Origin of the sequence: Klebsiella sp. Q2 (assembly GCF_009900705.1) — a bacterium.
Taxonomy (GTDB): Bacteria; Pseudomonadota; Gammaproteobacteria; order Enterobacterales; family Enterobacteriaceae; genus Klebsiella; species Klebsiella quasipneumoniae.
On sequence record NZ_JAAABE010000003.1, the window covers coordinates 163368 to 189359 of the forward strand.

The following is a 25992-nucleotide window of genomic DNA, read 5'->3' on the forward strand; positions in this document are numbered from 1 at the left end:
TTACTCTTTGGCCGCGGCGGCCAACATCTGCATCATAAACATCACTGACGTGGCGCCCGGATCCTGATGGCCGATGCTGCGTTCGCCAAGGTAGCTGGCGCGGCCTTTGCGCGCCTGCATGGTGATGGTACTGTGGGCGCCGGCTTCCGCTGCTTTGCAGGCGGCATCCAGCGCGGCGGCGATCGACAGGTGCTGCTCGCTGGACTGGCGCAGGGAGTCCACCACCGGCAGCCAGACGTCGCACATGGTTTTATCCCCCGGCTCCGCTTTGCCGCGGTTGACGACGCCGTCCGCGCCTTCGCGGATCATCAGGTACAGTTCGTCGAGCGTCAGGCTCTGGTGAGCCTGAGTGACCTGCGCGGCGCGAATGAAGAAGGTGCCGAACAGCGGGCCGCTGGCGCCGCCGACGTTGGAGAGCAGCGTCATGCCGGTGTTTTTGAGGATAAAGCCAATATCTTTATCGGCAATCGACGGCAGCTTTTCCACCACCTTGCTGAAGCCGCGGTGCATGTTCAGGCCGTGATCGGCATCGCCGATCTCTTTATCGAGGCCGGTGAGAAAATCGCTCTCTTTGGTGAAGATATCGCCGCAGCGGTACAGCCAGTCGACGATTTGCGTTCTGTTCAGTGACATGTCGTGCTCCTTAGTTTCCCCAGTTTAGCGCCGGGGTATGAACCGGGGCGTCCCATAGCGCCAGCGTCTCATCATCCACTTTCAGCAGAGTGATGGAGAAGCCCGCCATATCCAGCGAGGTACAGTAGCTACCGACGAGGTTGCGTTCGATGATGATGCCGGACGCTTCGCAGCGCTGGGCGAGACGGTGATACACACCGTACAGTTCGGACAGCGGGGTGGCGCCGAGGTTATTGACCAGCGCGATGACCCGGTCGCCGTTTTGCAGCGCGGTTTTGCTCTGCTTCACTTCCTGCCACGCGCCCTTGACGGTATCCCACTGGCGCAGCGTGCGGCTGTAGGCGCCATTCTCCAGCAGGGTATCGAACATCTCATCGACGGTTTGGTTCAGCGAGCTGAAGCGACGGCGGTCGATGCCCGGCTCGCCGTGAATGCCGACGCCGAACTCCATTTCATCGTCCTGCAGGGTAAAGGAAGGTTGTCCGGCGGCCGGTACGGTGCAGGCGCCGAGGGCGATGCCAATGGAGTGACCGAGATTATTCAGGCGGCGCCCCAGTTCAGCGCAGGCCTCCAGCGAATCGCCGCGCTCGGCGGCGGCGCCGACCAGTTTTTCGATCAGTACGGTATTGGCGACGCCGCGGCGGCCTGCGGTATAGAGACTGTCCTTCACCGCCACGTCGTCGTCGACCACCACGGTGGTGACTTTAATGCCGCTCTCATGCAGCAGCTCGGTGGCGGTTTCGAAGTTCAGGATGTCGCCGGTGTAGTTTTTGATAATCAGCAGGACGCCTTCGCCGCCGTCAATCTGCATCGCGCATTCGAACATTTTATCTGGCGTCGGCGAGGTGAAGATTTCCCCCGGGCAGGCGCCAGAAAGCATCCCCTGGCCGATATAGCCGCAGTGCATTGGCTCATGGCCGCTGCCGCCGCCGGAGAGGAGGGCGACCTTGCCGGCCACCGGCGCATCGGCGCGGGTGACGTACAGCGGGTCCTGATGCAGGGTAAGCTGCGGGTGGGCTTTAGCCAGCCCCTGTAATTGTTCATTCAGTACATCTTCAACACGGTTAATCAGCTTTTTCATTATTCAGTGCTCCGTTGGAGAAGGTTCGATGCGGCCTCTCTGCTGGCGGAGGCGGTCATCGCGTAGGGGTATCGTCTGACGGTGCAGCGTGCCTGGCGATATGATGATTCTGGCTGAGCGGACGAAAAAAAGAATGCCCCGGCGATCGGGTTTCATTACGAAACATCGCCTGCTTATTTTGTTTCTTTATGGAACGTTTTTGCTGAGAAAACGGTGAAAATGCGAGCTGGCGCGCTTTTTTTCACCTGCTTTAAGCCCCGGTCATCGCAGCCGGCACAGTAGGCGGAAAAAATTTTTCGCTGATTTTCACGCAGCTGCGCGGGAAAAGCCTGCCGCTAAAGGGGGATGGTAGGGGAATTATGCGGCAGAGGAGCGGATCGGGATCGCAATCCTGACGGAGAACAGGGCTTTTTGTTCCAATATGGAACGTAAAAATTTAACCTGTGTTTCATATCAGAACAAAAAGGCGAAAGATTTTTTTGTTCCCTGCCGGTCCTACAGTGATCGCACTGCTCCGGTACATTCCGTTGAGGCCGCGCTTTACCGGCCGGCGCGGATAACGCCAGGGCTCATCATGTCTACATGCGCACTTATTTGAGGGTGAAAGGAATGCTAAAAGTTATTCAATCTCCAGCCAAATATCTTCAGGGTCCTGATGCTGCTGTTCTGTTCGGTCAATATGCTAAAAACCTGGCGGAGAGCTTCTTCGTCATCGCTGACGACTTCGTGATGAAGCTGGCGGGGGAGAAAGTGGTGAATGGCCTGCAGAGTCACGATATTCGCTGCCATGCGGAACGGTTTAACGGCGAATGCAGCCATGCGGAAATTAACCGCCTGATGGCGATTTTGAAAAAACAGGGCTGCCGCGGCGTGGTCGGCATCGGCGGCGGTAAGACCCTCGATACCGCGAAGGCGATCGGGTACTACCAGAAGCTGCCGGTGGTGGTGATCCCGACCATCGCTTCGACCGATGCGCCGACCAGCGCGCTGTCGGTGATCTACACCGAAGCGGGCGAGTTTGAAGAGTATCTGATCTATCCGAAAAACCCGGATATGGTGGTGATGGACACGGCGATTATCGCCAAAGCGCCGGTACGCCTGCTGGTCTCCGGCATGGGCGATGCGCTCTCCACCTGGTTCGAGGCTAAAGCCTGCTACGATGCGCGCGCCACCAGCATGGCCGGGGGGCAGTCCACCGAGGCGGCGCTGAGCCTGGCCCGCCTGTGCTATGATACGCTGCTGGCGGAGGGCGAAAAGGCCCGTCTGGCGGCGCAGGCCGGGGTGGTGACCGAAGCGCTGGAGCGCATCATCGAGGCGAACACCTACCTCAGCGGCATTGGCTTTGAAAGTAGCGGCCTGGCCGCCGCCCACGCGATCCACAACGGTTTCACCATTCTGGAAGAGTGTCACCACCTGTATCACGGCGAGAAAGTGGCCTTCGGCACCCTGGCGCAGCTGGTGCTGCAGAACAGCCCGATGGACGAGATTGAAACCGTGCTGGGCTTCTGCCAGCGCGTCGGCCTGCCGGTGACCCTCGCGCAGATGGGCGTCAAAGAGGGGATCGACGCGAAAATCACCGCGGTGGCAAAAGCCACCTGCGCGGAAGGGGAGACCATCCACAATATGCCGTTCGCGGTGACCCCGGAAAGCGTGCACGCCGCTATCCTCACCGCCGATCTGTTAGGCCAGCAGTGGCTGGCGCGTTAATTCGCGGTGGCTAAACCGCTGGCGCCGGTCAGCGGTTTCTCTTTCTCCCCTCTGGCAGTGGCTGCCGGAGGGGTTCTCTATGGTAAAACGCGGAAAACAGTATGACTGTTCAGACTCAGGATACCGGGAAGGCGGTCTCTGCCGTCATCGCCCAGTCATGGCATCGCTGCAGCAAGTTTATGCAGCGCGAAACCTGGCAAACGCCGCACCAGGCTCAGGGCCTGACTTTTGACTCTATCTGTCGGCGTAAAACCGCGCTGCTGACCATCGGTCAGGCGGCGCTGGAGGACGCCTGGGAGTTTATGGACGGTCGCCCCTGCGCGCTGTTTATTCTTGATGAGACCGCCTGCATCCTGAGCCGCTGCGGCGAACCGCAAACGCTGGCGCAGTTGGCTGACCTGGGATTTCGCGACGGCAGCTACTGCGCGGAGAGCATTATCGGCACCTGCGCGCTGTCGCTGGCCGCGATGCAGGGGCAGCCGATCAACACCGCCGGCGATCGGCATTTTAAGCAGGCCCTGCAGCCATGGAGCTTTTGTTCGACGCCGGTGTTCGATAACCACGGGCGCCTGTTCGGCTCTATCTCGCTTTGCTGTCTGGTGGAGCACCAGTCCAGCGCCGACCTTTCCCTGACGCTGGCCATCGCCCGCGAGGTGGGCAATTCCCTGCTCACCGACAGCCTGCTGGCGGAATCCAACCGCCACCTTAATCAGATGTACGGCCTGCTGGAGAGTATGGACGACGGGGTGATGGCGTGGAACGAACAGGGGGTGCTGCAATTTCTCAATGTTCAGGCGGCGAGTCTGCTGCATCTTGATGCCCAGGCCAGCCAGGGGAAAAATATCGCCGATCTGGTGACCCTTCCGGCGCTGCTGCGCCGGGCCATCAAACACGCCCGCGGCCTGAATCACGTTGAAGTTACCTTTGAAAGCCAGCACCAGTTTATCGACGCGGTGATCACCTTAAAACCGATCGTCGAGGCGCAAGGCAACAGCTTTATTCTGCTGCTGCACCCGGTGGAGCAGATGCGGCAGCTGATGACCAGCCAGCTGGGCAAAGTCAGCCACACCTTTGAGCAGATGTCAGCCGACGATCCGGAAACCCGGCGGCTGATCCACTTTGGCCGCCAGGCGGCGCGCGGCGGCTTCCCGGTGCTGCTGTGCGGTGAAGAAGGGGTAGGGAAAGAGCTGCTGAGCCAGGCCATCCACAATGAAAGCGAGCGGGCGGGCGGCCCCTATATCGCCGTCAACTGCCAGCTGTATGCCGACAGCGTGCTGGGTCAGGACTTTATGGGCAGCGCCCCCACTGACGATGAAAATGGCCGCCTGAGCCGCCTTGAGCTGGCCAATGGCGGCACCCTGTTTCTGGAAAAAATTGAGTATCTGGCGCCGGAGCTGCAGTCGGCCCTGCTGCAGGTGATTAAGCAGGGAGTGCTTACCCGCCTCGACGCCCGCCGCCTGATCCCGGTGGATGTGAAGGTGATCGCCACCACCACCGTCGATCTGGCCAACCTGGTGGAACAGAACCGCTTTAGCCGCCAGCTGTACTATGCGCTGCACTCCTTCGAGATTGTCATCCCCCCGCTGCGCGCCCGGCGCAACAGCATCCCGTCGCTGGTGCATAACCGGCTGAAGAGCCTGGAGAAGCGTTTCTCTTCGCGGCTGAAAGTGGACGATGACGCGCTGGCCCAACTGGTGGCCTACTCGTGGCCGGGAAATGATTTTGAGCTTAACAGCGTGATAGAGAACATTGCCATCAGCAGCGACAACGGCCACATTCGGCTAAGCAACCTGCCGGAATATCTCTTTTCCGATCGGCCGGGGGTCGATAGCGGCTCATCGCTGCTGCCGGCCAGCCTGACCTTTAGCGCCATCGAAAAAGAGGCCATCATTCACGCTGCCCGGGTGACCAGCGGGCGGGTGCAGGAGATGTCGCAACTGCTGAATATTGGCCGCACCACCCTGTGGCGCAAAATGAAGCAGTACGATATCGACGCCAGCCAGTTCAAGCGCAAGCATCAGGCCTAGCCTCCTCGATACGCGCCATGGAGAACAGGGCGTCCGACAGACGATTGCTGTAGCGTTTGAGCGCGTCGCGCAGTGGGCCAAATTGGCCATCCTCTGCCGTGCGAATGCGCTAGCGATGAGTGTGACGGGGCCCGCCGCATAACGGCGGGTAACGAGGTTAACTTTCCCCGGCGAGCGCCGGGGGAAGGCTTATTTTTTAATAACCGAGTTGAGGTCGCCGAGTTTAGCGGCGGGGTTCTTGTGGCACTGCTGCAGCATTTTCGGCACCGAGACGGTCTCGACTTCATGCCAGTCGACATAGTCCCCGCCGCTGAAGTCGGTGTTGCGATTCACTACCCAGAAGGCCACCGGGGTCATGCTTTTCGGGTTCATATCCATAAATTCCTGACAGGTCATATTCTGCGGTGTGGTTTCCTGTACCGCGAATGCCGGGCTGGTCATCAGACAGAATGTGGTCGCCGCCACGGTCAATACGAGTGCTTTAGGTAAATTCATTTTCTTCTCCAGTCATAAAATACGGCTTAAGCCCGAGCATGCTTCATCTTATTTCTCAGGACCAGAAAGCCGATGGCGCTAAATATCATTTCAACGCCGATAAATGCGGTAATAAATAACCAGCTTTGCTGCGGGTTCATTGCCAGCCACAGGCAGGCGATAATTAAATCCAGCAGGCCGATAAAAATATTCCAGCCAGCGCCGCTTTGTTTTCGGGTTTTACATCCGCTGACGATGCGGGAAATACCGCCGAGAACAAATAAAAAGCCGAATAAAAAGGCCAGACTGCTCATGCCGTTGAGGGGATTGACGACAAAACTCAGGCCGAGCACGATCCAGGCGATGGCGAAGATCAGCGCCACCAGGCGTGATTTCCAGTGCTGCTGACGGAAAACAATCAGGCTGTATAGTGAATAGAAGCCGCAGATCATGAACAACATGCCGGTCACCGTGGCGAGATACCAGCCGGCGACCAATGGCCAGGCCAGACAACAGGCTCCGCAGATAAACAGCAGGGCGGCCATCATGCCGGCATGCCGTTTATATCGAATGAAGACGCGTGGGCTAAACGCATTTAAGGTGTAATTGCTAAACATAAACATAATTGCTCCGCAGATCCGGTTGGCGGCCTGACGCTGAATAAAATACGTTATGCTTTATTCAGCGGGCCAAAAGAAATGTCTGAGGAAAATAGTAGGCCGTGCCATCGCCAGGCGTAAATAAGAGTGCTGAGGTCACTTTATACGCCTTATCTGACAGCTGTCAGACAAGGCCCGCAATATCGATTCCGGGCTCTGATTCTCAATAACTACGATATTTTTTAAGCTGGCTGCGTTTGGTGATGCTTACCGATTTTAATCAGGAGTTAACGATGAAAAAAGTCATTCTGGCGAGCCTGCTGGCAACCATGATGGGTACCTCTCCGGTGTGGGCAGCAGATAACGCGACGGCAGCGCCTGCCGCGGCAGCCACAGCGCAGGTGCAGAAAGAAGCCGCCGATGTGTTACAGGTGGCGGTTCAGGGCGCGAACGCGATGCGCGACGTCCAGTTCGCCCGTCTGGCGCTGTTTCACGGCCAGCCGGAGAGCGCCAAAAAACTGACAGACGACGCCGCCGCGCTGCTGGCCGCCGATGACGCCAGCTGGGCGAAGTTCGTGAAAACCGACGCGACAGCCAAAATGATCGCCGATCGCTATGTGGTGATCAATGCGACCATCGCCTTGTCTGAAGACTATGTGGCCACCCCGGAAAAAGAGAGTGCCATTAAATCTGCCAACGAAAAACTGGCGAAAGGCGATCAGAAAGGGGCTATCGATACCCTGCGCCTGGCCGGTATTGGCGTGATTGAGAACCAGTATCTGATGCCGCTTAACCAGACCCGTAAGGCGGTGGCGCAGGCGCAAAAACTGCTGAAAGCCGGGAAGTATTACGAAGCGAATCTGGTGCTGAAAGGCGCTGAAGAGGGCATCGTGGTGGACAGCGAGATGCTGGTGGCGGGTAACTGATCCTCGTTCCACCCTGAGAGAGCGCAGAGGAAGAGACTGACAAGGATGTCCCCTTAACGGTCGGGCAGCGGACTGCCCGACCGGAACGGCTAGCGGCCGATGAGGGCGTCGATTTCGCCATCGATCTCGCACAGGATGCCGGTGATGTGCTGTACCACCTCCAGACAGCTTGCCGGCGTCAGCGAATCAGGTCGCTTAGCCTCAAAAGGGGCGCACAGTTGTTGTAGCGCAGTAATCCCCAGGATTTGTGCTGAACCGTGCAGACGGTGCAGCGCCCGCAGAAAGGTCTGCGGTTCATGCCGGGCGATAGCCTGTCCGGCGGCCTGTAAATCTGTGGCCGACGCATCGCGGAACGTCTCCAGCATCTCAGCCATCAGCGCCTGGTCTCCCCCCGTATTTTCGGTCAGCACGCTGAGCTTCAGATGCCGGGCGGCGTTAGGTGATGCGTGGCCCACCGCTAAGCGGCTGAGCTCATGGCTCAGCGTCTGAACCGACACTGGCTTAAACAGACACATATTCATGCCGCTGGCCAGACATGCCTCCCGCGACTGCGGCAGCGCACTGGCGGTCACTCCCCAAATCACCAGGCTCGGGTAGCGTCGGCGTAACGACGCCGCCAGCGCCAGGCCATCTTTCTTCGGCATATTGAGGTCCGTGATCAGCAGATCGTAATGTTTGCCGGCGAGCTTATTCTCCGCTTCTTCACCGTCGCAAGCTTCATCGACACTGTAGCCGATAGTGTTAAGCTGGCGTTTGAGCAACAGCCGGTTGGTGGGGTGGTCGTCCGCTATCAATATCGACAGCCCGGGCAGGGCCTGCGGCCTGGCGGGCAACGCCTGTGGCGCGTGAATCGCGCAGCGACTCACCCTGGCCGGCAGCGTGATGGTGAAAGTGGTCCCCACACCCGGACGGCTGACCATCTCCAGCCGGCCCTGCATCAGCGTAACCAGCTCCTGGCAAATGACCAGCCCCAGCCCGGAGCCGGTCTGCTGGCGTCCCTGGCGCGCCTGGGCATAGCGATGAAAGAGGGTGGCCTGCTCAGCTTCACTGATCCCGCAGCCGCTGTCGCTAACGATGAGGGTCAGCTCTCCCTGTGTCTCATCCGCCTGCGCCAGCCGGCAGGAGATCTGAATCGCGCCCTCGGCGGTAAACTTCAGCGCATTGCCGATGAGATTATTGAGAATTTGCCGCAGCGCCTGAGGGTCGACCCACAGCGCGATCCCCTCCTGCAGAGGGAGATGGCAATGCAGCGCGATCCCCTTCTGCTGCGCCAGCGCGCCGAAGGTGTGGCACTGCTGCGACACCACCTGCGCCACATCGCTCCACTGTGGGGTGATCTGGTATTTTCCCGACTCAATCTTGTCGATATCGAGAATATTGCCGATAAGTCCCAGCAGGGTTTGCGCCGTCGACCCCGCCAGCTCGATCGCCTCTTTACGCTGACCGACGTTCAGCTCCGGTTTCGCCAGCAGTTCCAGAAAGCCGACGATGGCGCTCACCGGCGTGCGCAGCTCGTGGCTCATGCTGGCCAGAAAGCGACTCTTGGCTTTTGTCGCTTGAATCGCTTTGTCTTTTTCCCGCTCCAGCGCGCAGGAGAGGGCTTCCTTCTGCGCCAGCTCCTCTTCCAGCCGCTGCTGAGAGTCTTTGCGTTTGCGTACTTCCCGGCACAGGGAGAGTCCCCAGCCGAGGCTGATGGCGATCAGCACCAGCGCGAAGGCGATCAGCTGGTAAAACTGGCGGCTGTACTGGCTCCAGTTCTCTATTTGCTGGCTGGAGATTTTCGACCACTTCTCGGTCATCTGCAGAATGTCCCGCGGCGGAATGGCCTGCAGCGCTTTGTTGAGCACGGCGGCCAGCACCGGTTCATCGCGTGGGATCGCCAGCCGAATGGCGGCGACCGGGAGTCCATCGATGCGGGTGTAGTGAAGATCTTGCGGATAGTAGTGATCGATCATATAGCGGGCGGAAAGCTCCGAGGCCACGGCGGCATCCACCTCGCCTTCCTCCACCATCTTCATGGCGACACCAACGTTATCCGTCTCCACCCAGTTAACCTGCGGAAAGCGCGCTTTCAGGTCGTGGGCGGCGATCGGCCCCACCGGCAGGGCGATCCGTGCCGGGCGCGTCAGCAGATGCGGGTCGGGCGCGCTGCCGCGGGCGACCAGCACAAAGGCCACGTTAATGAGCGGCTCGCTGAGGGTGACGTAAGCCTGCGGCTGCGGGGTCAGGGTCGCGGCGGGCATGATCGCCCAATCCTCTTTTTCCATGCGCTTTGCCAGATCCTGACGATTGCGCACCAGAATAGGGTCAAACTGCAGCCCGGTCTGTAGTGAGAAAATATTCAGCATATCGGCCATGATGCCGCGCAGCTCATCTTCGTCATCCACCAGGGTAAAAGGTGGAAAGTAGGGGTTAACCAGCAGGCGGATGTGACGATGCTTCCGCAGCCAGCGCTGCTCCTCAGCGGTAAAAGGCAACGGGGTATTAAGAAACGACAGATCGCCGCGGTTGAGCCAGTTTTGCATGATCCGCATCGCGGTATCGCTGTCGATGGCGTGGATAAAACGGTCAAGGAGCTGGTGCAGCGCCGGTCGATCTTCACGGGTGACAAAGCGGTTGTGCTGCTCCTGCTGACGAAAATAGTGCGTGATGACCAGCGATTGCGAGAAATATTTCGAGATGCAGTGGCCGGTGGTGATGTTATTGCCGATGAAATACTGATTCTCGCCGCTGACCACCGAGGCGAGGGCCTGATAGTCGCTATCATAAAGGGTGATTTTGGCGTTGGGAAACGCCTGTTGAATAATATCGAAAAAGGCGCAATCGCGGGTGCAGGCTAGCTTGACGCGGCGGTCGGTGGTTAGCGGCGGCAGGGGGGATTTTAGCGAGGTGACCAGCGTCGGCCAGGTTTTGATCAGCGGTGCGGATTGAACCAGGCCCGGGGCGAGCGCATCCCGGTGCGCCACCTGAGTGAGCAGGGTATCGACCTGGCGGTCGGCCAGGGCGGCCAGCGCCTGCTGCTCGGTGTCATATTGGCGGATAACCACCTTTAGCCCGAGGCTGTGCGCCATCAGCGCCAGATAGTCGGCGTTAATCCCCTGATAGCTTTCTTCGTCGCTGTCGTAGACGACGGGCGTCATCTCAGGGAGCCAGGTGCCGACGATCAGCGTTGGCTGGGCGGCCAGCCAGGCCTTTGCCTTATCGTTGAGCGGAATGTCGATCGCCGCAATGTGGGCATGGCTTTTCAGCTCCAGTTGCTTCATGGCAAACGCGGAGGGAGAGAGACTCAGCGCCAGCCCGACAATCAGGGATAAAATAAGATGAACGACCATGCCATCACCCTATTTTATTGCGTTGCGCAAAGTCATAAAGCTCAAGCAGGGAGCTGCAGCCTAATTTATCCATCAGACGGACCTTATAGGTGCTTACCGTCTTATTGCTGATATTCATTTTGCTGCCGATGGTGGTGTAGTCGATGCCGCTGAGAATATAGCGGAAGACCTTCATCTCCTGCGTTGACAGCGTATCCAGTCGGTCCTGATCGGTGATGCCGTGGGTGCAGAAGCGCTCCAGTGAAAAAGGGAAATAGCTGTAGCCATTATTGGCCGCGTCGATCGCGGCGAGGATATTATTCATTCCCTCTTTTTTACTCACAAAACCATTGGCCCCGCAGTCGGCGCTACGTTTGCCGTAAAACAGTTCATTCTTGGCGGAAATGACGATGATTTTTCCCCGGTAGCGGCGTTTTCGCAGCTGCTCCAGAACGTCTATGCCGCTGAGTTCCGGAATATCAACGTCGACGATCAGCAGGTCAGGCTGCATGGTTTCGGCGGTCTGTACCGCATGGGCGCCGCTGTCGAGTTCCGCTGCGACGGTAATGCCGTTGCTGTCGAGAAGGTTGCGAATGGCGATACGTGCCAATGGATGATCGTCAATGATTATCGCATTCATGGGGGCGTAAATCCTGATATGAAAAAAGAGGGCGATGCCTGATGCAGGTGCGGCGGGGGTTATTTTTATCGGTGCCGTAATAAGGCGCAATTGTAACACAAATCGTTTTCGGCCGGGAAAATATTGTCGATGTGTGCCTGCCGAATATATTTGCATATCGGGATGACAGCTGTAGGAAAAGGCGTTCGCTTGCTTCAGCGCTGTCTGCTGTTAAAAAAAATGCAAACGATTAATCTGCGCTTTTTAAGGTGAGGTGCCGGGAATATCGTCCGGTGACAGCTGCCAGGTAAAATAATAACAATGGTAAAAGCAAAGCGCCCCCTCTGGCGAAAATGTGCTTGGAAACGTCTGATGGCAGGAATAATCGTCCTGGCAATAAGTAACGCCGCGGTGGGAAAGGACGTGACGACCACTGAGGCGCGGACGCGCGATATGATGCGCTGTCAGGATTATCTGCAGCTGGATCCGCGCACCTGGACGCCGATGGTGATCTGGCTGATGAACGATCCTTTTTCCCTGCAGCCGCCGGAGTGGACCGACTTCCATGAAGCCGAGCTGGTGCTGACGCCGATCCTCACCGAAATCTGCCGTCAGGAGCCAGATGCCTGGCTGACTTCGCTGCGGGAACGGCTCAATTCTTATCAGCAGGTGCGGTCGCTGAACTAAGCGACCGCGGTAAAGCGGCAGAAAAAGTGACTAAACGTGCAGTTAGCGGCCAATTTCTGCGCCGAAGATCAGCAGCGGCCCGCTTTTTTCGACAGGGCGTCGCAGGTTTTGCTCGCTGGCGTCGGGTTGGCGCCGGCACAGATGGCATCCGAGACGGTGCTACTGCCGCCCAGCGGGATCAGTCCATACAGTTTCGGCTCGGCGGCTTTAGTCACATAGCAGCGATGGCGGGTGTTGCCGATGGTCGCCACAAAGTTGGTTTTCACATCCTGCTGCTTCGCATCGGAAATGGTCACCTGCGAAACATCGACATTAAAGGCAAAAGCGGCGGCTTCTTTCATTTCGCTTTCCGTCGCCATCGGTGGTTTAGCTACGCAACCCGTTAATAACAGTGCCAGACAGGTACTGACTGATATATCCCGTATTTTCATATTTTCATCCTTTTGTGTGAGTCAGCGGGTTGTATATATGAGCGACGGGAGGGGGGCGTTGATTTTGATCAGCTGGTACAGGGAAGGGGTATTTTTCGGAAATTGGCCTGAATTGTTAAAGTTATCGTGAGCAGTATGAATTCCAGCGTTGCGGGAATGAAAGGTGTTTTATGCCGACCTTGCGTAGTAAGACAGAGTAAACAGGAACGCGGCAATGATGGACTGGCTTCGGGAGGTGGGCAACGCAGATGGCCTGCGCAAACTTTTGCCAGGATAACCGTTCTGTCCTGCGTGACGACATGATCGCCTTGCTAGGAGAGAACGGGCGGAAGGGTTTTAACCGCTGGCTGGAGAAGTTAGTACGTGATGGGGTGATTAAGGTGGATGTAATGGGTGAAGTCACCACACTGAAATCCAAATAAGTGCGTTATGAAATGCGCAGTGTGTGCGGATTGACTTAATGCTGTACTGCTGGCGCATTTCTTCCAAGTATACCTGGAATATGTGCGCGGCACGGGTTTTACAAGCCTGAAACGCACGCCATTACTGGGTTTTTAGCCTTGCGCGTGGATATCCGTTTTGCGCGTCTCGGTGCGCGGGATAAAAATGCGGCAAGAAGTGCGCGAGTATGGGATAGATAACAGGGGGAATTCGACAACATCATGTACACTACTAGGTATACTTTGCTGCTCCCATGCTCATAACACATCATTGCTACTCACTCCAAGCAACTCCACTTCACAATGCCCCGTCAATCCTAAAGATCTTTAAAGATCTTGTGTGTTGTGATCTTGCGCGGCTTGGATTGTTGTGCCATTATGACTGTATGTTGAGCTCTACTAGCTTAAGGAGGTTAGAGTTATGGACTTGTCCAAAGCTAACTTTTACAGATTTATTGACCAGTATGCTGAGATTACTGGGGCTTCACCAAGTACCGCAGGTAACGTTCGTAGCGTCTGCTATCTGGTCAAAGATTTAATATCTGATGATCAGCCAGCAGAGCAGTGGGATGCCGTCGATATTATCGATACTTACGTCATGATCAATGGTATTGCAGATGATACTCATAAATCTTACATCAGTCGCTTTAACGGAGCGGTAGCAAAATTTATCGCTCATGAGAAAGGTGAAGACGTGACGGTTAAACAGCGCAGATCGCCAGTAAAAACTACGCAATCTCCTATGGCTAATTCAATGAGTAATGCAGCTAAAACGTTTGAATTGCCTATTCCGCTCCGTGAAGAGCTGATCGTTATGATTAGTAATCTGCCTCGTGATCTGACTAAAGACGAGGCGAAAAGAATCAGCAACATTGTTGAGTCGTTTGCTTTACCAAATTCAGCAAGCGACTAAACAAAAAAGCCCTGCTTTTCAGCAGGGCTTTAGGGGGAAGAAAACGGATTTTCTTCCAGAGTGCAGGTTAACCGCATCTCTTTTGCGTAGGAACTTAAGAATAGCGGTTAACCGGGGCATACACAAGGCTGGATAGGATTACAGCTGTGTATATGAACAGGATGAACGTCATGGCTACTGGATACTGCCCACGTTGTGGTAATTCTTGTGAAGTTATTTTCCGTGCTTCCAAGAAAGACCCATCAGGCAAAATCATTTACCCTAAACGCGGTAAAGTATTTGTCATCCCTCTCTGCACTATGTGCAGCTGAGAAAACCGCTAATCAAACCCAGCTTCGGCTGGGTTTTTTCGTCATATACATACCCTTTCTCATAGGTTCTCCCGGGTGAAATGAAAACCACGGGGCGGCAACAGCGCGGAAAAAAACTAATTTTTGCATTTTTTTTCAGCGTCACCATTGCTGTAATTGACTGTTAATTAAAAAATAAAAAATTCACAGTGGTGAAAATGTCTGTTTTTTGTTCACCACTGAGCGCCACTCGTAACGAGTAATTTTAACGCTGATGCACTATGACAAAGCGAATCCCCGCGCCCGTATTTTCACCCCGGTACACCCTGATTAGACTTTCCCCACTCTTAACTTTGTGAGAAACAACAGTGGCAGAAATTATCCCCTACACCCCCTCAGAATTGATCTCCGTAATCACTACGGTGGATAAAACTAAAACCAACCTTTTCCTGAGCCTGTTCTTTCGTCAGGAGGTGACTTCACCGGCGCGTGATATCGCTTTCGACCTGATTGATTCCTCTGACGTGCCTATGGCGGCGTTCTGTTCGCCTATGGTTGGCAGCCTTGTAATGCGTGACAAAGGGTACGAGACTAAATCCTTTACCCCGGGTTATCTCAAACCCAAAAAAGAGATCGACGTTTCGAAACTTGTTCCACGCTGGCCGGGCGAGGTTATATCTGATATGTCAGGCAACCTGACGCGCTGATCGCAAAAGCGCTGGGCGAACAGCAGGGCGCTATCGATGCGCGTAAAGAATGGCTGGCCGTGCAGGCGATCACCACCGGGAAAAACGTCATTTCAGGTGACGGTTTGAGAAGTACGAAATTGACTGGAAGATGAGTGCTACGAACCGTATCACTCAGACCGACGGCACCGCCTGGTCGATCCAGGACAAAGAGACCTACGATCCGAATGACGATCTCGAAAACTATGCGGAAGCGGCTCAGGCGCCGATTAACGTGATCATTTTCGGCAAAAAGGTACCGCTCATTCAAATCCGTAAAACAGTCTCTGGAAAGCCGCCGCGGCTCTTACAGCCGTCTGGAAACCACCCTGCAGAACCTGGGCGAGTTTGTCAGCCATAAGGGCTATGTGGGTGACGTTGCGATTATCGTCTACACCGGGAAATACAAAAACGAGGACGGCACCGAAGAGTATTACCTCGATCCGATGACCATCGTTATGTGGAACTCCTCGCATAAAGGGCTGGTGGCCTACGGTGCGATTCAGGATCCAGCTGCCGCGAGCGAGGGTATGACCGAAGCGAGCCTGTACCCGAAAAATTATGTCGTGCCTGGCGATCCGGAAATCGAATACGTCCAGACGCAGTCAGCGCCGCAGCCGATCCCGGCAGGCATTGATAAATTCGTTACCGTATTTGTTAAGTGAGGTGACTATGGAAACCCCATATTTACAGCTTTTATCCGGCACGCAGCAGGTTGCTACAACCATGGTGGCATTGCTGGCGGTCAGGGAGAAATCCCGGCTTACACGCCTCTCATGGTTGATGCAGCGCAGGGGCTTTTTAAGGTGTGGGACGGCGCCGCGTCGGGTAATGCGGTTTATCTCACAGCGTCGGTTATTGATGCCACTGATGAAGCGAACGCGCAGGTGTACAAATGCGGCACGTTCAACATCGATGTTATCAACTGGCCGACCGTCACGACCGAAGACGCCACCACCGAACTTACCCAGGCGCAAGAGCTGGCGGCGTTCTCTGGCAGTGCTGTATCAGCCCAACCCCTGATTTGAGAGTGAGAAGAAAATGAATTTATTAGAACGAGCAGAAGCGGGCCAGCTGTCCGACTTCGAAATCAGCAAATTACGTGAAATTATTATTTTGCACATCAACACGGATGCAGCCGACGAAGCGATCCGTACACTGCCGTAAAACGCAGACGACTATCGCGCACTGAAAGACCGAGTGGCCACTCGTCAGTATCGTTTCCTTTCAATGGCCCAAACCATCAAAAAAACAGGCCTGTCACGTTCCACGCTCGAGCGTATGGAGAAAGAGGGCACATTCCCGCAGCGCCTGACTATCAGCGAGGGCCGTAAGGGCTGGCACTCTAAAGACGTGAATCTGTGGATGGAAGCGCAGGAGTGGGCGATCGTTATCCGAAACAAACCGGAGCTGGACGATGAAGAGCGTAAGAACAGACTGAAGTTCCCCCGCCTCATCCGCACAAACCGTCTGTATAAGGCTGCAAAGCGTCTTCCAGAGCGCACCTGTGGCTGCTACGAGCCTGACGACGGCGAAGAGGAATAATCGAGCCACGACAGCGAAAGCCAAGGCCAGCCCCACGCTGGCTTTTTTACGGCTTCACCGCCAGCTTTCACAGGTCCTTTCCAGAGGTTTTGGCGCCACGGGGGCGCTTACCCGCAGGTTTCCGCTATATATGACCTTTTTCTGGGAGAGGTGGTGGTAGTTTTGTGGTTGCCGTTAACGTGATGATTTAAATAAATAATTCCGCTTCAATACAACAACCTGCACAAAAAATAACGTTATGAAGGTGTGAAAAAAGATGCAGCATTTACTTAACAAAAAACGATGGCTAAAAGCTGTGGTGTCAGCGTCAGCGCGTTTGATAAATGGGGCGTGGAGCCTGCCCGGCGAGAGGGCCGGGAAGCATTCTACGATGTGGCCAGCGTGCTGTGAAACCGGCTGCTGAATGCGCAGTTGCGCCAGGCTGAACCAGAGCCCGTGGACGCTGACGACGAGGAGCTGCTTAAGGCTCGAATCCGGCTGACTAACGCCCAGGCTGATATGCAGGAGCTGCAGACCAAGCGTAAGAACGGGAAGGTTATCGACACAGAGTTTATCATCTGGGCGCTTTCCCGGCTGGCCGGGGAAATCTCCTCAATTCTGGACGGTCTGCCGCTGACCTTGGACCGCGCTTTCCGCAAATGCCGGATAACCAGCTCGAGAGGCTGCGCAAAGAAATAGCCAAAGCGTTGAACCGCGCCGCGGGTGTGGGCGAACGTCTGCCGGAGCTGGCTGCCGAATACATCGCTACATATCAGAGTGAGCAAGCTTAAAGTGTGAATCAGCTTGCAAGTTGTCAGATTTATTTAAGCCGCGTTTGCGGCTTTTTTATGTTTAGGTTCTATGGCGTCGTCAGAACGACCAATCGATTTTAACCCATTGGTCACTAAGTTTACCTGTAGAAAGTATCCCCGAAGTATCCCCAAGAAAAGCAAAAGGGCCAGAGATTTCTCTCCAGCCCTTGCTGTATCTGGTGGCCCCTGTTGGGTTTGAACCAACGACCAAGCGATTATGAGTCGCCTGCTCTAACCACTGAGCTAAGGGGCCGTGGCGAGGGATTATAAAGTAACTGACGGTTGCAATCCAGCGTAAAGCGCGCAGCTGCTGTTTTTATAAACAATGCATTTTCAATCCTTTATAATCATGTTTTAGCCATACAGCCGGAGAAAACATGATTAGCGATATCCTTGCGCCGGGCCTGCGCGTCGTCTTTTGCGGTATCAACCCGGGGAAGTCTTCCGCCCATACCGGCTTTCATTTTGCCCATCCTGGCAACCGCTTCTGGAAGGTCATCCATCAGGCCGGCTTTACCGATCGGCAGCTCAGGCCGGAAGAGGAGCTGCAGCTGCTGGATACGCGCTGCGGCATCACCATGCTGGTTGAGCGTCCGACGGTGCAGGCCAGCGAGGTCGCCCTGCAGGAGCTGCGCAGCGGCGGCCGTGAACTGGTGAAGAAGATTGAGGAGTATCAGCCGCAGGCCCTGGCGGTGCTCGGCAAGCAGGCCTTCGAGCTGGCCTTTAACCAGCGCGGGGCGAAGTGGGGGAAACAGGCGATGACCATTGGCACGACCCAGGTGTGGGTGCTGCCCAATCCCAGCGGTTTAAACCGGGCGACGCTCGATAAGCTGGTGGCGGCCTATCGTGAACTGGATGATGCCCTGGCGACCCGCGGTCAGTAGCGGAGAGCGGCGGCTTTCCCCGAGCGGCCAGCGAAACGCCATAAAAAAAGCTCCCCGCAGGGAGCTTTTTAACCGGCTTTGGACGCTGTTCCGCGACGATTAATCGTCGAGGAAGCTACGCAGCACTTCAGAACGGCTCGGGTGGCGCAGTTTACGCAGCGCCTTCGCTTCGATCTGACGGATACGTTCGCGAGTAACGTCGAACTGTTTACCCACTTCTTCCAGCGTGTGGTCGGTGTTCATGTCGATACCGAAACGCATACGCAGGACTTTCGCTTCACGAGCGGTAAGGCCGGCCAGCACGTCGTGCGTTGCCGCACGCAGGCTCTCGGTGGTCGCGGAATCCAGCGGCAGCTCGAGGGTGGTATCCTCGATGAAATCCCCCAGATGCGAATCTTCATCGTCGCCGATCGGCGTTTCCATGGAGATAGGCTCTTTGGCGATCTTCAGCACTTTACGGATTTTGTCTTCCGGCATCAGCATGCGCTCAGCCAGCTCTTCCGGGGTCGGTTCACGGCCCATCTCCTGCAGCATCTGACGGGAGATACGGTTGAGCTTGTTGATGGTCTCAATCATATGCACCGGAATACGGATGGTGCGCGCCTGATCCGCGATGGAGCGGGTGATCGCCTGACGGATCCACCAGGTAGCGTAGGTCGAGAACTTGTAGCCGCGACGGTATTCGAACTTATCCACCGCTTTCATCAGACCGATGTTGCCTTCCTGAATCAGGTCGAGGAACTGCAGACCGCGGTTGGTGTATTTCTTGGCGATCGAGATAACCAGACGCAGGTTCGCTTCCACCATCTCTTTCTTCGCACGGCGGGCTTTCGCTTCACCGATGGACATGCGACGGTTGATATCCTTCACCTGCTCGATGGTCAGGCCGGTCTCTTCTTCGATCTGCTGCAGCTTCTGCAGGCCGCGCTGCACGTCTTCTTTCACTTCCAGCAGCTTCTCGGACCACGGCTTGTTCATCGCCACCGCGGCGTTGAACCAGGTTTCGCTGGTTTCGTTGCCGGTGAACAGGGTGATGAAGTTTTTCTTCGGCATTTTGCACTGCTCAACGCACAGCTTCATGATGATACGTTCCTGAGTACGAACGCGATCCATCATGCTACGCATGCTGTTGACCAGGTAATCGAACTGCTTCGGCACCAGGCGGAACTGCTTGAAGACTTCAGACAGCTTCAGGATCTCTTCCTGGGCGGCGGCATGGCTACGACCTTTGGCTTTGATAGTGTCGCGCGTCAGCTCGTACTGGGTACGCAGCTCGGCGAACTTCTCACGGGCCAGCTCAGGGTCGATGCTGTTGTCGTCATCGCTGTTGTCGTCGGCGTCTTCATCTTCGTCTTCGTCTTCGTCGTCATCCATCTCTTCCTGAGACAGCTCGGAGCCAACGTGGGTGGCGGTCGGCGCCATATCTTCTTCGGCGTTCGGATCGACGAAACCGGTGATCAGATCGGACAGACGGGCTTCTTCCGCTTCCACGCGGTCGTACTGCTCAAGCAGGTAGGTGATCGCTTCCGGGTATTCGGCAACGGAGCACTGCACCTGGTTGATGCCGTCTTCAATGCGTTTGGCGATGTCGATTTCGCCTTCACGGGTCAGCAGCTCTACGGTACCCATTTCACGCATGTACATGCGCACCGGGTCGGTCGTACGCCCGATTTCGGATTCCACGCTGGAGAGCACCTGCGCGGCGGCTTCGGCAGCATCTTCATCCGCGGTGTTTTCGGCAAGCATCAGATCATCGGCATCCGGTGCTTCTTCCATCACCTGAATGCCCATGTCATTGATCATTTGGATGATGTCTTCGATCTGATCGGAATCGACGATATCTTCCGGCAGATGGTCATTGACCTCGGCATAGGTCAGATAGCCTTGCTCCTTACCACGTTGGACAAGAAGCTTCAGCTGTGACTGCGGGTTTTGCTCCATAAGACGGTATCCACACTTAATTCGTTTGATTGGTGTCGGCAGGCGGGCTGTCGACATTTAAAGCGAGGGCGTACTTATATTATTGCCGCTGCGCCTCTGCGCGGCTGTCGGGGGCTTCCCGATCGATACTCGGCACTTAAGCCGTTAAATACGGTGTCCTTCACGTTGCTCTGCGTTCTGCTGCTGCATCAATGCAACGTGAATGACTGAGTCTGTCATTTATTTTTTCGCCAGCTCCTGGCTGATGGTCCAGAGCTCCCGGCGTTCCTCACTGCTTAAACCGTGTGTGCGATCGCGAGCAATCAACTCTTCCTGTCGCAGTTCCAGCAGTGAATCAAACATATGGTTGAGCGAGTCGGTGAAGGTTTGTTCAGCGATATCTTTATCTGCTATATCGTCCCACATCGACAGTTTTTCAAGGGTTGCGGCCTCTTTTGTGCCGCGATATTGCTCTAAAAGTTGCCCGGTTGTCAGACCAGGCTGCGCCAGACAGCTCTTCACCAGCTCGCCGAACAGGCTCAGCCCCGGCATTTTGCGCGAGTCCAGCCCCTCCAGCGGTGGGACTAACGGCGCCAGATCCGGGTTTTGCACCAGCAGTCCTATCAGTATACGCATGGTCGTGCGTTTTAGCTGTGGTGCGGGGCGCGGGGCGCCATTTTCCGCCTGTTTTGGCATTAAACGTTCAAGCTGGGCGTCATCTAAAATGCCCAGCTTGTTGCCCAGCTCCTGACGCAAATAGATGCGCAGGGTTTCGCCCGGCACCTGGGTTATCAGCGGCAGCGCCAGCGTGCTCAGCTGCGCGCGCCCGTCCGGCGTGCTGAGGTCGACCTGCGGCAGCAGGCTGTTAAACAAGAACGTGGAGAGCGGCTGAGCCTGCTCCATCCGCGTCTCGAACGCCGCTTTGCCCTCTTTACGCACCAGCGTATCCGGGTCTTCGCCGTCAGGCAGAAACATAAAGCGCAGCTGGCGACCATCGGTCATGTACGGCAGCGCCGTCTCCAGCGCGCGCCAGGCGGCATCGCGGCCGGCCCGGTCGCCGTCGTAGCAGCAGATGACGTTATTGGTCACCCGGAACAGCAGCTGGATATGATCGGCCGTGGTCGAGGTACCCAGCGAGGCGACAGCATAATTGATGTCGTACTGCGCCAGCGCCACGACGTCCATATAGCCTTCGACAACCAGCAAACGCGGTGGTTCGGGGTTGTCCTGCTGCGCTTCATACAGGCCATATAGCTGACGGCCTTTATGGAATATGTCGGTTTCCGGGGAGTTGAGATACTTCGGCAGGGCATCGCCCAGCACCCGTCCGCCAAACCCAATCACCCGGCCTCGCTTATCGCGGATGGGGAACATCACCCGTTCGCGAAAGCGGTCGTAACTGCGTCCCTGATCGTTGGTGACCAGCATGCCGGCATCAATAAGCGACTGGCGGTTTTCCTGATTGCCGCCAAAACGTTTTAAAACGTTATCCCAACCTGGGGGAGCATAGCCGATGGCAAAGCGCGTAATCACCTCGCTGCTTAACCCCCGTTTTGCCAGGTACTGGCGCGCAGGGTCTGCGGCGGGCTGCATCAGAGACTGTTGATAAAACGTATTCAGACCATCCAGTAACTGGTAGAGGTTCTGCCGTTGATGGCGCTCTATCTGGCTGGGTCCGTTGCCTGCTTCATAAGGCACTTCGAGGTTGTGCATGGCGGCCAGCTCTTCGACCGTTTCCACGAACTCGAGCTTGTCGTAGTTCATCAGGAAATCGATAGCATTGCCGTGCGCCCCGCAGCCGAAGCAGTGGTAAAACTGTTTTTCACCGTTGACGGTGAAAGAGGGGGTTTTTTCGTTATGGAACGGACAGCACGCGTGAAAATTTTTGCCCTGCTTTTTCAGCTTTACCCGCGCATCGATCAGATCGACGATGTCGGTTCTGGCAAGCAGATCGCTAATAAATACACGTGGAATTCGTCCAGCCATAAGCCCCGTTATTTCTGATGACTATAAACGAAAATAAGCCGCGCATTCCTTTCGGAAGCACGGCCTTACAACTACAACTCGGTCTGAATTGAGAGCGTCGCTCTCAACAGATTAGTACAGACGAGTACGGCGTGCGTTTTCGCGAGCCAGTTTCTTCGCGTGACGTTTCACTGCAGAAGCTTTAGCGCGCTTACGTTCGGTAGTCGGTTTTTCATAGAACTCACGACGACGAACTTCCGCCAGAACACCTGCTTTTTCGCAGGAACGCTTGAAGCGACGCAGAGCTACGTCGAACGGCTCGTTTTCACGTACTTTAATTACCGGCATGTGCCTCTCACCTTTGATTAATTCGGTTTGCCGCTGGCCGCAATGCCAGCTTATTTCAAAATGGTGCGGAATTTTACTGCAACTACTGCTGCTTTGTAAAGCACCTGCGCCTTTTTTGAAAGGGACTTTTATAAGGGTGAGGAGTATACACGAAGAGAACACCAGGGGTGAGCAAAGTTTTACATCGCCGGTCATTGGACCTACACTGCGCGGTATTGAAGCGAGGTAAAACAACTCATGCGTGTACTGGGCATTGAAACATCCTGCGATGAAACCGGCATCGCGATTTATGACGACCAGCAAGGTCTGTTAGCCAACCAATTGTATAGTCAGGTGAAACTGCATGCGGACTACGGCGGCGTGGTGCCGGAGCTGGCATCGCGCGACCACGTGCGCAAAACGGTGCCGCTGATCCAGGCGGCGCTGAAAGAGGCCGGCCTGACGGCGAAAGATATCGACGCCGTCGCCTATACGGCGGGTCCTGGCCTGGTCGGCGCGCTGCTGGTCGGGGCGACCGTTGGTCGGTCGCTGGCCTTCGCCTGGAACGTGCCGGCGATCCCGGTACACCATATGGAAGGGCACCTGCTGGCGCCGATGCTGGAAGATAACCCGCCGGCGTTCCCGTTCGTCGCGCTGCTGGTTTCCGGCGGCCATACGCAGCTGATCAGCGTCACCGGTATCGGCCAGTACGAACTGCTGGGCGAGTCGATTGACGATGCGGCGGGCGAAGCCTTTGATAAAACCGCGAAACTGCTGGGGCTGGATTATCCCGGCGGGCCGATGCTGTCGAAAATGGCGTCCCAGGGTACTGAAGGCCGCTTCGTCTTCCCGCGTCCGATGACCGACCGTCCGGGGCTGGACTTCAGCTTCTCCGGACTGAAGACCTTCGCCGCCAACACCATTCGCAGCAACGGCGACGATGAACAAACCCGCGCCGACATCGCCCGCGCGTTTGAGGATGCGGTTGTCGATACGCTGATGATTAAATGTCGCCGCGCGCTGGAGCAAACCGGCTTTAAGCGTCTGGTGATGGCGGGAGGCGTGAGCGCCAACCGCACCCTGCGGGCGAAGCTGGCGGAGATGATGCAAAAACGCGGCGGTGAGGTATTCTACGCCCGCCCTGAGTTCTGTACCGATAACGGCGCGATGATCGCCTACGCCGGCATGGTGCGTCTGCAAACCGGCGCCAAAGCTGAGCTCGGCGTGACGGTCCGCCCGCGCTGGCCGCTGGCCGAACTACCTGCCGCCTAAAGCGTCCTGAAACAGGCCGACGTCACGTCGGCCTGCCTACCTGACTACTCCATACTTTTACACAGTGAGCAGATGGCACCCTGATGCTTATGTGAATGCATCACGTCCGGGCGCTCGTACTCTTCCTCACAGCTAACGCATTGATACACGGTGGTCGAGGCGTTCCCCGCCGCGTCATAGCGCGGTTCGGCGATCCCGTCATCCACCTGCTTAATATAGTAGCGCCCGCGGGTGAGGATCCCCATCAGCGGGGTCATGACAAAGGCGACGACCAACGCGATCAGCGGCGAGAACGGCGCCAGCGTCGTCCCCAGCAGGCCGAAGAAAGCGCAGATCGACAGCCCGGCGGCCAGGCCAAAGGAAACCACGCCCACCGGGTTAACGTTGTAGATCATGCCGCGACGATATTCCGGCTGCGCCGGGGCCAGCTTGAGCAAGCCTTTATTAAAGGTGATGTCGGTCGCCACCACCACGACCCAGGCGATAGCGAAGTTGGAGTAAAAGCCGAGGATCCACGACAGGGCGCTGAACATATCGCCTTCCATCAGCGCCAGGGCAATCGCCAGATTGACCACCACAAAAATAATCCGCCCCGGATAGCGTTTGGTGGTGCGGGTCCAGGCGCTGGTCCACGCCAACGAGCCGGAGTAGGCATTGGTGACGTTAATTTTGATCTGCGAGATCACCACCAGCACCACCGCCAGCGTCAGGGCCAGCCAGCCGGGCACCAGATTATCGAAGACGCTGACGAACTGCTGCACCGGTTCGGTATTGTGCACCGCCGGAAAACGGGTCAACAGATAGAAGCCGAGGAAGGCGCCGATGATCTGTTTGATCGCGCCTAGCACCACCCAGCCCGGGCCTGCGGAAAAGACCGCCAGCCACCAGCTTTTACGGTTCTCCGCGGTTTTAGGCGGCATAAAGCGCAGGTAATCAATTTGCTCGCCAATTTGCATGATCAGCGACAGGCATACCCCGGCGCCGAGCATGATGGCGGTGATATCCACCGTCGACGCGCTGTTTTTACCAGCGAAATGCAGGAAGCCGTCCACCAGCTGCGGATCTTTGACAATCAGCCACACCACCGGCACCACCATCAGCACCAGCCACAGTGGAGTGGTCCATACCTGCAGGCGGGTCAGGGCTTTCATGCCATAGACCACCAGCGGGAGCACCATCAGGGTGGCGATCAGATACCCCATCCACAGCGGTATCCCGAGGCCCACCAGCAGCCCCTGGGCCATGATCGAGCCTTCGAGGGCGAAGAAGATAAAGGTGAAGCCGGCAAAAATAATGCTGGTGATCACTGAGCCGAAATAGCCGAAGCCGGCGCTGCGGGTGATCAGGTCAAGGTCAATGTTGTAGCGCGCGGCAGTGATCGCCAGCGGAATGCCGGTGAGGAAGATCACCAGCGCCGCCACCAGGATCGAATAGATGGCGTTGCTGGTGCCCCAGGCCATACCGATGCTGGCGCCGATGGAAAAGTCCGCCAGATAGGCGATGCCGCCCAGCGCCGTGACCGCGACGACGCCCGGTCCCCAGCGGCGGAAGCTCAGCGGGGCGTAACGTAAGGTGTAATCTTCTAAGGTTTCCCGGGAGCCGGAAGTCCGCGCTGTCGCGGGTAATTCAGGGTTGAGATCCAGTGATGACATAGTCATTCCTTAATGGTTAGGCATGACTTGAATTAGCAAACCTTATGCCATATTGCAGGGCAGGCGTGGCGGGGAGGGGAGCGCAGGGTGATAGAAGAGAGAGCAGGGGTTGCACCAGCCGGACGCGTCTGCGCCCGGCTGGTGCAACAGGCCTATTTGCCGAGCATGCCTTTGTCTTCGAGGAAGGCGATAATGGTGCTCAGGCCGTCTCCCTGCTTCAGATTGGTGAAGGTCCACGGGCGATCGCCGCGCATACGCTGGGTATCGCTGGCCATCACCTCCAGCGAAGCGCCGACATAGGGGGCAAGGTCGGTTTTATTGATCACCAGAAAATCGGATTTGGTGATCCCCGGCCCGCCTTTGCGCGGGATCTTCTCCCCTTCGGCCACGTCAATGACGTAGATGGTCAGATCCGCCAGCTCCGGGCTGAAGGTGGCGCTCAGGTTATCGCCGCCGCTTTCCACGAAGATAAGGTCGAGGTTACCGAACTTTTCACTCAGCGCTTCCACGGCGGCGAGGTTCATCGAGGCATCTTCGCGGATCGCCGTGTGCGGGCAGCCGCCGGTTTCTACACCGACAATGCGTTCAGGGGCCAGCGCGCCCGCTTCGGTGAGGATGCGCTGATCTTCTTTGGTATAGATGTCGTTAGTGACCACCGCCAGCTGCCAGGTATCGCGCATCGCTTTGCACAGCGCTTCCAGCAGGGCGGTTTTACCAGAGCCGACCGGGCCGCCGACGCCGACGCGCAGCGGGTGTTTATAAGAATTCATGGC

The 25992-nt window shown here is 56.6% G+C and carries 25 protein-coding genes, 1 tRNA gene and 3 pseudogenes; 14 read left to right on the forward strand and 15 right to left on the reverse strand.

Annotated elements, in window-relative coordinates; translation table 11 throughout:
• The 3 genes and pseudogenes from dhaL to GT756_RS26365 all read right to left on the reverse strand — a co-directional run bounded on the left by dhaL (nt 1) and on the right by GT756_RS26365 (nt 2072).
• A complete protein-coding gene (gene dhaL / locus GT756_RS12505; protein ID WP_017899726.1) occupies nt 1-633 on the reverse strand; it encodes a dihydroxyacetone kinase subunit DhaL in 633 nt (210 codons plus the stop codon).
• 10 nt (nt 634-643) lie between these two features.
• A complete protein-coding gene (dhaK, locus tag GT756_RS12510; protein WP_049093385.1) occupies nt 644-1714 on the reverse strand; it encodes a dihydroxyacetone kinase subunit DhaK in 1071 nt (356 codons plus the stop codon).
• Between the two features lie 173 nt (nt 1715-1887).
• Nucleotides 1888-2072: pseudogene (locus GT756_RS26365) on the reverse strand (hypothetical protein).
• Between the two features lie 251 nt (nt 2073-2323).
• Here GT756_RS26365 and GT756_RS12515 point away from each other — a divergent pair.
• Entirely contained in the window at nt 2324-3421 is a 1098-nt protein-coding gene (locus tag GT756_RS12515; RefSeq protein ID WP_049004695.1) for a glycerol dehydrogenase, read from the forward strand.
• Nucleotides 3422-3522: 101 nt separating this feature from the next.
• Complete coding sequence (dhaR, locus tag GT756_RS12520) at nt 3523-5448, forward strand: dihydroxyacetone kinase operon transcriptional regulator DhaR (protein ID WP_017899728.1); 1926 nt, start codon at nt 3523-3525, stop codon at nt 5446-5448.
• On the opposite strand, the pseudogene GT756_RS12525 reads toward dhaR, so the two are convergent.
• From GT756_RS12525 to GT756_RS12535, 3 genes and pseudogenes are all read right to left on the reverse strand, one after another.
• A pseudogene (locus GT756_RS12525) lies at nt 5426-5524 on the reverse strand (cobalamin adenosyltransferase); the annotation flags it as partial. The gene dhaR and the pseudogene GT756_RS12525 overlap by 23 nt on opposite strands.
• 113 nt (nt 5525-5637) lie before the next feature.
• Nucleotides 5638-5943, reverse strand: coding sequence for an acid-activated periplasmic chaperone HdeB (gene hdeB / locus GT756_RS12530; RefSeq protein WP_004206087.1), 306 nt, complete (start codon nt 5941-5943; stop codon nt 5638-5640).
• A gap of 26 nt (nt 5944-5969) precedes the next feature.
• The gene (locus GT756_RS12535; protein ID WP_004206086.1) at nt 5970-6545 is read right to left on the reverse strand and encodes an HdeD family acid-resistance protein; all 576 of its coding nucleotides are present in this window, start codon (nt 6543-6545) and stop codon (nt 5970-5972) included.
• 239 nt (nt 6546-6784) lie between these two features.
• Here GT756_RS12535 and GT756_RS12540 point away from each other — a divergent pair, with 239 nt between their 5' ends.
• Nucleotides 6785-7447 (forward strand): YfdX family protein, encoded by a 663-nt coding sequence (locus GT756_RS12540; RefSeq protein ID WP_072140371.1) that lies wholly within the window; start codon nt 6785-6787, stop codon nt 7445-7447.
• An 89-nt stretch (nt 7448-7536) separates the two neighbouring features.
• Here GT756_RS12540 and GT756_RS12545 read toward each other — a convergent pair whose 3' ends face one another.
• Both GT756_RS12545 and evgA read right to left on the reverse strand, forming a co-directional pair.
• Entirely contained in the window at nt 7537-10779 is a 3243-nt protein-coding gene (locus GT756_RS12545) for a transporter substrate-binding domain-containing protein (RefSeq protein WP_160124828.1), read from the reverse strand.
• Nucleotides 10780-10783: 4 nt separating this feature from the next.
• Nucleotides 10784-11398 carry an acid-sensing system DNA-binding response regulator EvgA gene (evgA, locus tag GT756_RS12550; protein WP_004205283.1) on the reverse strand — a complete coding sequence of 205 codons (615 nt, stop codon included), beginning with the start codon at nt 11396-11398 and terminating at the stop codon, nt 10784-10786.
• Between the two features lie 300 nt (nt 11399-11698).
• Here evgA and GT756_RS12555 point away from each other — a divergent pair, with 300 nt between their 5' ends.
• Nucleotides 11699-12064 carry an HdeA/HdeB family chaperone gene (locus GT756_RS12555; RefSeq protein WP_075201815.1) on the forward strand — a complete coding sequence of 122 codons (366 nt, stop codon included), beginning with the start codon at nt 11699-11701 and terminating at the stop codon, nt 12062-12064.
• A 68-nt stretch (nt 12065-12132) separates the two neighbouring features.
• Here the strand turns inward: GT756_RS12555 and GT756_RS12560 are convergent, their stop codons facing one another.
• Nucleotides 12133-12405, reverse strand: coding sequence for a hypothetical protein (locus GT756_RS12560; RefSeq protein WP_004205279.1), 273 nt, complete (start codon nt 12403-12405; stop codon nt 12133-12135).
• Nucleotides 12406-13356: 951 nt separating this feature from the next.
• On the opposite strand from GT756_RS12560, the gene GT756_RS12565 reads away from it, so the two are divergent.
• The 8 genes and pseudogenes from GT756_RS12565 (at nt 13357) to GT756_RS12585 (ending at nt 17178) form a co-directional block, all read left to right on the forward strand.
• Nucleotides 13357-13848: a hypothetical protein gene (locus tag GT756_RS12565; protein ID WP_160124829.1), complete on the forward strand. Its 492-nt coding sequence runs from the start codon at nt 13357-13359 to the stop codon at nt 13846-13848.
• A 658-nt stretch (nt 13849-14506) separates the two neighbouring features.
• Entirely contained in the window at nt 14507-14845 is a 339-nt protein-coding gene (locus tag GT756_RS26210; protein ID WP_243817578.1) for a major capsid protein, read from the forward strand.
• A gap of 130 nt (nt 14846-14975) precedes the next feature.
• Nucleotides 14976-15224, forward strand: coding sequence for a hypothetical protein (locus GT756_RS26215; protein WP_243813560.1), 249 nt, complete (start codon nt 14976-14978; stop codon nt 15222-15224).
• Complete coding sequence (locus GT756_RS26220) at nt 15181-15528, forward strand: major capsid protein (RefSeq protein WP_243813593.1); 348 nt, start codon at nt 15181-15183, stop codon at nt 15526-15528. The genes GT756_RS26215 and GT756_RS26220 overlap by 44 nt, the downstream gene beginning before the upstream one ends.
• Nucleotides 15529-15639: 111 nt before the next feature.
• Complete coding sequence (locus tag GT756_RS12575; protein WP_227668971.1) at nt 15640-15891, forward strand: head decoration protein; 252 nt, start codon at nt 15640-15642, stop codon at nt 15889-15891.
• A 13-nt stretch (nt 15892-15904) separates the two neighbouring features.
• Complete coding sequence (locus tag GT756_RS26330; protein ID WP_260204930.1) at nt 15905-16030, forward strand: hypothetical protein; 126 nt, start codon at nt 15905-15907, stop codon at nt 16028-16030.
• 33 nt (nt 16031-16063) lie between these two features.
• On the forward strand, nt 16064-16408 hold the full coding sequence (locus tag GT756_RS12580; RefSeq protein ID WP_203558998.1) for an AlpA family transcriptional regulator: 345 nt from the start codon (nt 16064-16066) through the stop codon (nt 16406-16408).
• A gap of 282 nt (nt 16409-16690) precedes the next feature.
• A pseudogene (locus GT756_RS12585) lies at nt 16691-17178 on the forward strand (terminase small subunit).
• 198 nt (nt 17179-17376) lie between these two features.
• Here GT756_RS12585 and GT756_RS12590 read toward each other — a convergent pair.
• Nucleotides 17377-17452: transfer RNA gene (locus GT756_RS12590), tRNA-Ile, on the reverse strand.
• Between the two features lie 124 nt (nt 17453-17576).
• Here GT756_RS12590 and mug point away from each other — a divergent pair.
• Complete coding sequence (mug, locus tag GT756_RS12595) at nt 17577-18083, forward strand: G/U mismatch-specific DNA glycosylase (RefSeq protein ID WP_004205266.1); 507 nt, start codon at nt 17577-17579, stop codon at nt 18081-18083.
• A 99-nt stretch (nt 18084-18182) separates the two neighbouring features.
• On the opposite strand, the gene rpoD is transcribed toward mug, so the two are convergent.
• From rpoD to rpsU, 3 genes are all read right to left on the reverse strand, one after another.
• Complete coding sequence (gene rpoD / locus GT756_RS12600; RefSeq protein ID WP_004174339.1) at nt 18183-20024, reverse strand: RNA polymerase sigma factor RpoD; 1842 nt, start codon at nt 20022-20024, stop codon at nt 18183-18185.
• 219 nt (nt 20025-20243) lie between these two features.
• On the reverse strand, nt 20244-21989 hold the full coding sequence (gene dnaG, locus GT756_RS12605; protein ID WP_048295607.1) for a DNA primase: 1746 nt from the start codon (nt 21987-21989) through the stop codon (nt 20244-20246).
• A 111-nt stretch (nt 21990-22100) separates the two neighbouring features.
• Entirely contained in the window at nt 22101-22316 is a 216-nt protein-coding gene (gene rpsU / locus GT756_RS12610) for a 30S ribosomal protein S21 (protein ID WP_001144069.1), read from the reverse strand.
• Nucleotides 22317-22553: 237 nt separating this feature from the next.
• Between rpsU and tsaD the strand changes: the two genes are divergently transcribed.
• On the forward strand, nt 22554-23567 hold the full coding sequence (tsaD, locus tag GT756_RS12615; RefSeq protein WP_002916879.1) for a tRNA (adenosine(37)-N6)-threonylcarbamoyltransferase complex transferase subunit TsaD: 1014 nt from the start codon (nt 22554-22556) through the stop codon (nt 23565-23567).
• Between the two features lie 44 nt (nt 23568-23611).
• Here tsaD and GT756_RS12620 read toward each other — a convergent pair whose 3' ends face one another.
• Both GT756_RS12620 and ureG read right to left on the reverse strand, forming a co-directional pair.
• Nucleotides 23612-25219: a cytosine permease gene (locus GT756_RS12620; RefSeq protein ID WP_004205264.1), complete on the reverse strand. Its 1608-nt coding sequence runs from the start codon at nt 25217-25219 to the stop codon at nt 23612-23614.
• A gap of 152 nt (nt 25220-25371) precedes the next feature.
• A complete protein-coding gene (gene ureG, locus GT756_RS12625; protein ID WP_002916877.1) occupies nt 25372-25989 on the reverse strand; it encodes an urease accessory protein UreG in 618 nt (205 codons plus the stop codon).
• Nucleotides 25990-25992: the final 3 nt, after the last annotated feature.

What these genes read in the sequence shown, in the direction of transcription:
- GT756_RS12540 (WP_072140371.1), top strand. Translation starts at nt 6,785, where the DNA reads ATGCTTACCGATTTTAATCAGGAGTTAACGATGAAAAAAGTCATTCTG.
- GT756_RS12560 (WP_004205279.1), bottom strand. Translation starts at nt 12,405, where the DNA reads ATGAAAGAAGCCGCCGCTTTTGCCTTTAATGTCGATGTTTCGCAGGTG.
- GT756_RS12555 (WP_075201815.1), top strand. Translation starts at nt 11,699, where the DNA reads ATGGTAAAAGCAAAGCGCCCCCTCTGGCGAAAATGTGCTTGGAAACGT.
- ureG (WP_002916877.1), bottom strand. Translation starts at nt 25,989, where the DNA reads ATGAATTCTTATAAACACCCGCTGCGCGTCGGCGTCGGCGGCCCGGTC.
- GT756_RS12515 (WP_049004695.1), top strand. Translation starts at nt 2,324, where the DNA reads ATGCTAAAAGTTATTCAATCTCCAGCCAAATATCTTCAGGGTCCTGAT.
- GT756_RS12535 (WP_004206086.1), bottom strand. Translation starts at nt 6,545, where the DNA reads ATGTTTATGTTTAGCAATTACACCTTAAATGCGTTTAGCCCACGCGTC.
- GT756_RS12565 (WP_160124829.1), top strand. Translation starts at nt 13,357, where the DNA reads ATGGACTTGTCCAAAGCTAACTTTTACAGATTTATTGACCAGTATGCT.
- GT756_RS26215 (WP_243813560.1), top strand. Translation starts at nt 14,976, where the DNA reads ATGAGTGCTACGAACCGTATCACTCAGACCGACGGCACCGCCTGGTCG.
- evgA (WP_004205283.1), bottom strand. Translation starts at nt 11,398, where the DNA reads ATGAATGCGATAATCATTGACGATCATCCATTGGCACGTATCGCCATT.
- GT756_RS12545 (WP_160124828.1), bottom strand. Translation starts at nt 10,779, where the DNA reads ATGGTCGTTCATCTTATTTTATCCCTGATTGTCGGGCTGGCGCTGAGT.
- GT756_RS12620 (WP_004205264.1), bottom strand. Translation starts at nt 25,219, where the DNA reads ATGTCATCACTGGATCTCAACCCTGAATTACCCGCGACAGCGCGGACT.
- tsaD (WP_002916879.1), top strand. Translation starts at nt 22,554, where the DNA reads ATGCGTGTACTGGGCATTGAAACATCCTGCGATGAAACCGGCATCGCG.
- rpsU (WP_001144069.1), bottom strand. Translation starts at nt 22,316, where the DNA reads ATGCCGGTAATTAAAGTACGTGAAAACGAGCCGTTCGACGTAGCTCTG.
- rpoD (WP_004174339.1), bottom strand. Translation starts at nt 20,024, where the DNA reads ATGGAGCAAAACCCGCAGTCACAGCTGAAGCTTCTTGTCCAACGTGGT.
- dhaR (WP_017899728.1), top strand. Translation starts at nt 3,523, where the DNA reads ATGACTGTTCAGACTCAGGATACCGGGAAGGCGGTCTCTGCCGTCATC.
- GT756_RS26330 (WP_260204930.1), top strand. Translation starts at nt 15,905, where the DNA reads ATGAATTTATTAGAACGAGCAGAAGCGGGCCAGCTGTCCGACTTCGAA.
- dhaL (WP_017899726.1), bottom strand. Translation starts at nt 633, where the DNA reads ATGTCACTGAACAGAACGCAAATCGTCGACTGGCTGTACCGCTGCGGC.
- hdeB (WP_004206087.1), bottom strand. Translation starts at nt 5,943, where the DNA reads ATGAATTTACCTAAAGCACTCGTATTGACCGTGGCGGCGACCACATTC.
- dhaK (WP_049093385.1), bottom strand. Translation starts at nt 1,714, where the DNA reads ATGAAAAAGCTGATTAACCGTGTTGAAGATGTACTGAATGAACAATTA.
- mug (WP_004205266.1), top strand. Translation starts at nt 17,577, where the DNA reads ATGATTAGCGATATCCTTGCGCCGGGCCTGCGCGTCGTCTTTTGCGGT.
- dnaG (WP_048295607.1), bottom strand. Translation starts at nt 21,989, where the DNA reads ATGGCTGGACGAATTCCACGTGTATTTATTAGCGATCTGCTTGCCAGA.
- GT756_RS12575 (WP_227668971.1), top strand. Translation starts at nt 15,640, where the DNA reads ATGGTTGATGCAGCGCAGGGGCTTTTTAAGGTGTGGGACGGCGCCGCG.